This window comes from Cellulomonas citrea (genome assembly GCF_009829685.1).
Classification (GTDB): Bacteria; Actinomycetota; Actinomycetes; order Actinomycetales; family Cellulomonadaceae; genus Cellulomonas; species Cellulomonas citrea.
Map to the genome: position 1 here is coordinate 1 of NZ_VWSD01000178.1, position 5,382 is coordinate 5,382.

General features: G+C 72.1%; 4 protein-coding genes and 1 pseudogene. All 5 read right to left on the reverse strand.

Annotation, left to right across the window (positions count from 1 at the left end; genetic code table 11):
• Positions 1–374: pseudogene (locus tag F2B26_RS14285) on the reverse strand (chromosome partitioning protein); the annotation flags it as partial.
• A 132-nt stretch (positions 375–506) separates the two neighbouring features.
• A complete protein-coding gene (locus F2B26_RS14290) occupies positions 507–917 on the reverse strand; it encodes an ATP-binding protein (protein WP_159810503.1) in 411 nt (136 codons plus the stop codon).
• A 136-nt stretch (positions 918–1,053) separates the two neighbouring features.
• Positions 1,054–1,290 (reverse strand): PspC domain-containing protein, encoded by a 237-nt coding sequence (locus F2B26_RS14295; RefSeq protein WP_159810505.1) that lies wholly within the window; start codon positions 1,288–1,290, stop codon positions 1,054–1,056.
• Positions 1,291–1,401: 111 nt separating this feature from the next.
• Entirely contained in the window at positions 1,402–2,451 is a 1,050-nt protein-coding gene (locus F2B26_RS14300) for a glycosyltransferase family protein (protein ID WP_159810507.1), read from the reverse strand.
• On the reverse strand, positions 2,448–5,189 hold the full coding sequence (locus tag F2B26_RS14305; RefSeq protein WP_268891111.1) for a sodium-translocating pyrophosphatase: 2,742 nt from the start codon (positions 5,187–5,189) through the stop codon (positions 2,448–2,450). Before F2B26_RS14305 ends, F2B26_RS14300 begins: the two co-directional genes overlap by 4 nt.
• Positions 5,190–5,382: the final 193 nt, after the last annotated feature.

Below are 5,382 nucleotides of genomic sequence, written 5' to 3' on the forward strand. Positions count from 1 at the left end.
GTCGGACGCGGTGCGGCCGCGGTGCCCGCGAACGTGCTGCGCAGCCCGGCGGTGTCCCCCGCACCGGGCCGTGGCTGACCTGCCACCTCGGACGGCGCCTCACCGACCCGTCCGTCGGGGTGCACGAGGAGCACCCACAGCCCGTCGGGGTCGCGCACCTCGGCCGGCACCGGGACGCCGAGCCGGGCCGCGACCGCCGCGATCCGCTGCGTGATCTGCTGACCGACCGCGTCCATGCCGTCGCCGACGATGTCGTGCCGCACGCCGTCGACCGCGAGGAAACCCGTGCCGTCCGCGCGCACCTCCGCGACCACCGTGGGCATGCCGCCCGCTGCCGCCGTCGTCGTCCCGCTGCCGGGGTTGACCTCCGTCATGGTCCGCCTTCCTTGTCACCTGGGCCGACGGCTGTCACGACCTCGCCCGTCGGCGCCGACGCGGTGCCTGTGCTCGGTCGATGCCACCACGTCAGACGACGAACGTACTGACGAAACCCGCGGGTGCGCACCTCAGAGGTCTGCCGGGACCTCGAACCAGACGGTCCGGCCGGCCAGCTGCGGACCGTCCAGACAGCCCCACGACGCGGCCATCGCCTCGACCACGGCCCAGGCGCGCGGGGGTTCGACGACCGGGTGCGCAGGGGCGTCGTCGTGCACCTCGACCCGGGCGACGACGCCGTCGAACCGGGTGTGCACGTGCACCTGGGAGGGCTGACGCTGCAGCGCCTCGGCCACGAGCTCTGCGGTGAGCAGCTCCACCACCTGGTTGCCGGCACCGCCCAGCCCGGCGGCCCCGAGCGTGCACATCACCCAGTGCCGGGCCACCCGGGCGGCGGCGCGGTCCGGGGGCAGGACGAGGTCGTCCTCGACCGCCGACGACGCGGCACGTCGTCGTGCGCTCAGGTCCTCGAGCTGGCCCATGGTCACCAAGGGTGCCCCTTGTGGGGCAGTCGCGCCGCCCGTCACGCCGGGCTCACCCGCCGCCCGCCGTGCACTCACCCGGCGGCGACCCCCTGGGAGCACCGGCCCGGTGCCGCGTCCTGGGCGCGCCGCACGCTCACGGCTGCGGCGGCTCGGGGCGCCACACCGCCGACTCGGCGGGCATGAAGATCCACGCCAGCACGTAGATCACGAGGATCGGCCCCGGCAGCAGCGCGAGCAGCAGGAAGAGCACCCGTGCGGTCCACGGGGTCATCCCCCACCGCCGCGCGATCCCCGCGCACACCCCGGCGATGAGGCGTCCCTGCTGCGGACGGATGTACCCGGCACGGCCCAACGGCTCCTGATAGCTCATGGCTCCAGCCTGCCGCCGCACCCGCCGTCGCACATCAGGGAGCACCCCGAACGACCCCGGAGCCGGAGCCGCGGGACCCCCGAGGGGTATGGCACGGCACCCCGGGTGCGGTCAGTCGAACCACTCGTGCAGCTGGGCGAGGAAGACGTGCTCGAAGGAGTGGTCGTCGTGCTTGGCGGCGACCCAGGCGGTGAAGCTGCCGCCGACCACGGCGTCCAGCTCGGCCTGGCAGGCCTGCGGGTCGCGCACGGCACGCAGCAGCAGCTCCTCGGCCTGGGCGGGGGTGCGCCAGAAGTACGGGTAGCCGTCGGGCACGAGCGCGTGCGCCCACGGCACGTCGGGCAGGATGCCGATCACCCCGGCGGCGAGCGCCTCGACGTACTCCAGCCCGTAGGACTCCTCGGTCGCGGTGGCCAGGAACGCGGTGGTCCCGGCCAGCCCCTCCCAGTAGGACACCCGGGTCGCGGTGAGCGGCCCCACCCACACCCAGTCTTTCTGCGAGATGTGCATCGCCAGCTCGCTCACCAGGTGCGACTCGTGCAGCCGCATCACCACCCGGATCGGCACCTGCGCGTGCACCCGTTCGACGACGTCGAGGAACAGCCGCGGCTGCTTGCGCTCGGACAGGTAGATCGCCGGGTAGAGCACGACGGGCTCGGGCGTCTCGCGCCGCGGCTGCACGTGCTCGACACGGAAGCCGAGGTTGACCCACGCGATCCGCGCCTTCTCGGCGACCGGTGGCACCGTCCAGCGGCCGACGACCTCACGCACCTCCTGCGCGGTGCGCTCGGAGTTGGCGAAGGTGGGGAACAGCCCGAACGACAACGCCTCCGCCAGCTGCGGGACGCGGTCGGCGTAGCTCGTCGTGGGACCCCACTGGAAGTTCATCACCGCCGGGTCCGGGCACCGTTCGCGCAGCGTGCGCCAGATCTCGGTGGAGTCGAGCACGTCGAGGTTGACCACGACGGTGCCCTCGCCGTCGACGAACTCCAGCGGCACGAGGTCGAACCCCTGGCAGCGTCGCGGACCGGGCCCGATGAGCAGCGGGGCGTCGGACAGGTGCAGCAGCCGCCGCACGAGCGTGGCACCGGCGTCGTGCCCGCTCACGTGCCCGTCGGCGTCGACCCGGGCGCCGTCCCACTTGACCGCCAGCCGCCTCATCGCAGGTCACCCGCCTGTGCGAGGGCGTCCGGGTCGCCCGCGGCGTCCGCGGCACCAGGAGGGGCGGGCGGACCGACGGGTGCTGCGGCCACCGTCGACCCGCCGTCCGGCCGTGCCGGTTCCGGCACCACCGACGCGACCGGCTGCGGCAGCCCCCGCCGGACGCCCGCGGCCCCGCCGTCGTCGGGTTCGGCGGGTTCGGCCGGGATGCCGTCGTCACCGACGGCCGAGCGGATCCGCATCCCGTAGAAGGAGCGGTGCACGAAGAACACCGACACGGCGAAGAACACCGCGGCCAGCACCGCCACGACCGTGCCGTACCCGTCGTCGGACAGGCTGACCGCCAGCTCGACGGCGAGCAGGCCGAACAGCGTCGTGAACTTGATGACCGGGTTGAGGGCCACCGACGAGGTGTCCTTGTATGGGTCGCCCACGGTGTCGCCGACGATCGTCGCGTCGTGCAGCGCCGTGCCCTTGGCGTGCAGGTCGACCTCGACCACCTTCTTGGCGTTGTCCCAGGCGCCACCGGCGTTGGCCATGAAGATCGCCTGGTAGAGCCCGAAGACCGCGATCGAGATGAGGTAGCCGATGAAGAAGTACGGCTCGACGAACGCGAATGCCAGGGTCGCGAAGAACACCGCGAGGAACATCGTGAGCATGCCCTGCTGGGCGTACTGCGTGCAGATGTCGACGACCTTGCGCGAGTCCGCCTCGCTGGCGCGGGTCGCCCCGTCGTCGAGCTCGATGTGCTCCTTGATGTACTCCACCGCGCGGTAGGCGCCGGTGGTGACGGCCTGGATCGAGGCGCCGGTGAACCAGTAGATCATCGCCCCGCCGGTGACCAGGCCGAGCAGGAACGGCGGGTGCAGCAGCGACAGGTTCTGCACATCGGTGGTGAGCCCGTCGGTGAGCGCCATGATGATCGAGAAGATCATCGTGGTGGCCCCGACGACGGCCGTGCCGATGAGCACCGGCTTGGCGGTGGCCTTGAAGGTGTTCCCGGCGCCGTCGTTCTCCTCGAGCATGAGCTTGGCGGCGGTCCAGGCCGGTTCGATGCCGAAGTCCTCGCGCAGCCGGGTGTCGATGTCCGGCTCGTCCTCGATGAGCGACAACTCGTAGACGCTCTGCGCGTTGTCGGTGACCGGGCCGTAGGAGTCGACGGCGATGGTCACCGGCCCCATCCCGAGGAACCCGAACGCGACCAGGCCGAACGCGAACACCGCCGGGGCGGTCATCACCGCACCCATGCCGAGGGTGCTCACCAGGTACGCACCGCCCATGAGCGCGACGATCGTCATGCCCAGCCAGTAGGCCGAGAAGTTGCCCGCGACCAGCCCGGACAGGATGTTGAGCGACGGACCGCCGGCCCGGCTGGACTTGACCACCTCACGCACGTGCTTCGACGAGGTCGAGGTGAACACCTTGACCAGCTCGGGGATGAGCGCGCCGGCCAGGGTGCCGCAGGACACGATGGTCGCGAGCTTCCACCACAGACCGGCCCCGTCCCCGCCGAGGCCGCCGAGCACCCAGGCGCTCGTGGCGTAGGTGAGCACGATCGAGGTCACCGAGGTCAGCCAGACGAGCTGGGTGAGCGGCGTCTCGAAGTTCATCCGGGCGGCGCCGGCGTAGCGACGTCGCACCAGCGCGTCGTTGACCAGGTAGGACGCGGCCGAGGCGACGAGCATGACGGCGCGCACCGCGAAGATCCAGATGAGCAGCGTGGCCTGCACCACCGGGTCGGGCACGCCCAGCAGCAGGAAGGTGATGAGCGCGACGCCGGTGACGCCGTAGGTCTCGAAGCCGTCGGCGGACGGGCCCACCGAGTCGCCCGCGTTGTCACCCGTGCAGTCGGCGATGACGCCGGGGTTGCGCGGGTCGTCCTCCTTGATCTTGAACACGATCTTCATGAGGTCGGAGCCGATGTCGGCGATCTTGGTGAAGATCCCGCCGGCGATGCGCAGCGCGGCCGCCCCCAGCGACTCCCCGATGGCGAAGCCGATGAAGCAGGCCCCGGCCAGGTCGGCGGGCAGGAACAGCAGGATGGTGAGCATCATGAACAGCTCGAGGCTGATGAGCACCATGCCGATCGACATGCCCGAGCGCATCGGGATGCGGTGCACCGGCAGCGGCTTGCCGCCCAGGGCTGCGAACGCCGTGCGGGAGTTGGCGAACGTGTTGACCCGGATGCCGAACCAGGCCACGGCGTACGACCCACCCATGCCGAGCAGCGAGAACGCCATGATGACGGCCACCCGCCCCCACGGCAGCCCGACGAGCACCCGGTAGTAGACGACGATGACCGCGCCGATGAACACCCACAACGTGAGCAGGAACCGTCCCTGGCGCAGCAGGTACTGCTTGCACGTGGCGTAGATGAGCTCGGAGACCTCGCGCATCGAACGGTGCACGGGCAGCCGGCGCAGCTGGACGAACACCTGCACGCCGAACCCCAGGCCGAGCAGGCAGACGACGAGGCCGCACAGCAGCAGCACCCGGCCGGTGACACCGCCGGCGACGGTGACCGCGGACAGGTCCGGCAGCACGAGGCTCACCTCACCGCCGGACGAGCCCTTGCCGGCCGAGCCCTCCCCCGAGGCCGCGCAGCCGGTGAGGCTGAGCAGCGCCGCGAGTGCGGACAGTGCGGCGACCGCGTGCAGCGGGGGCCGGTCCGGCCTCGGGTGCCAGGGGTACCCGAAGGGGCGCGACGGGATGGGGTGCTGGTCCTGATGTGGGTTCACCTGACGGTCCCCCGGGTGAGAGCGACGTTGCTGTCGTCCTCCACGCTAGGCAGCCCGCCCCATCCGGCGCGGTGACCTACGGCCCAGCCCGCTCGCAGGGGCGCCCGTTCGGCCCAGCGGCCGACGGCGGGCGGGCGGGCCCCGCGCGGGCGCGGCTGCGGCGCGGGGCAGACCCCGCGCCAGCCCCGCGCGT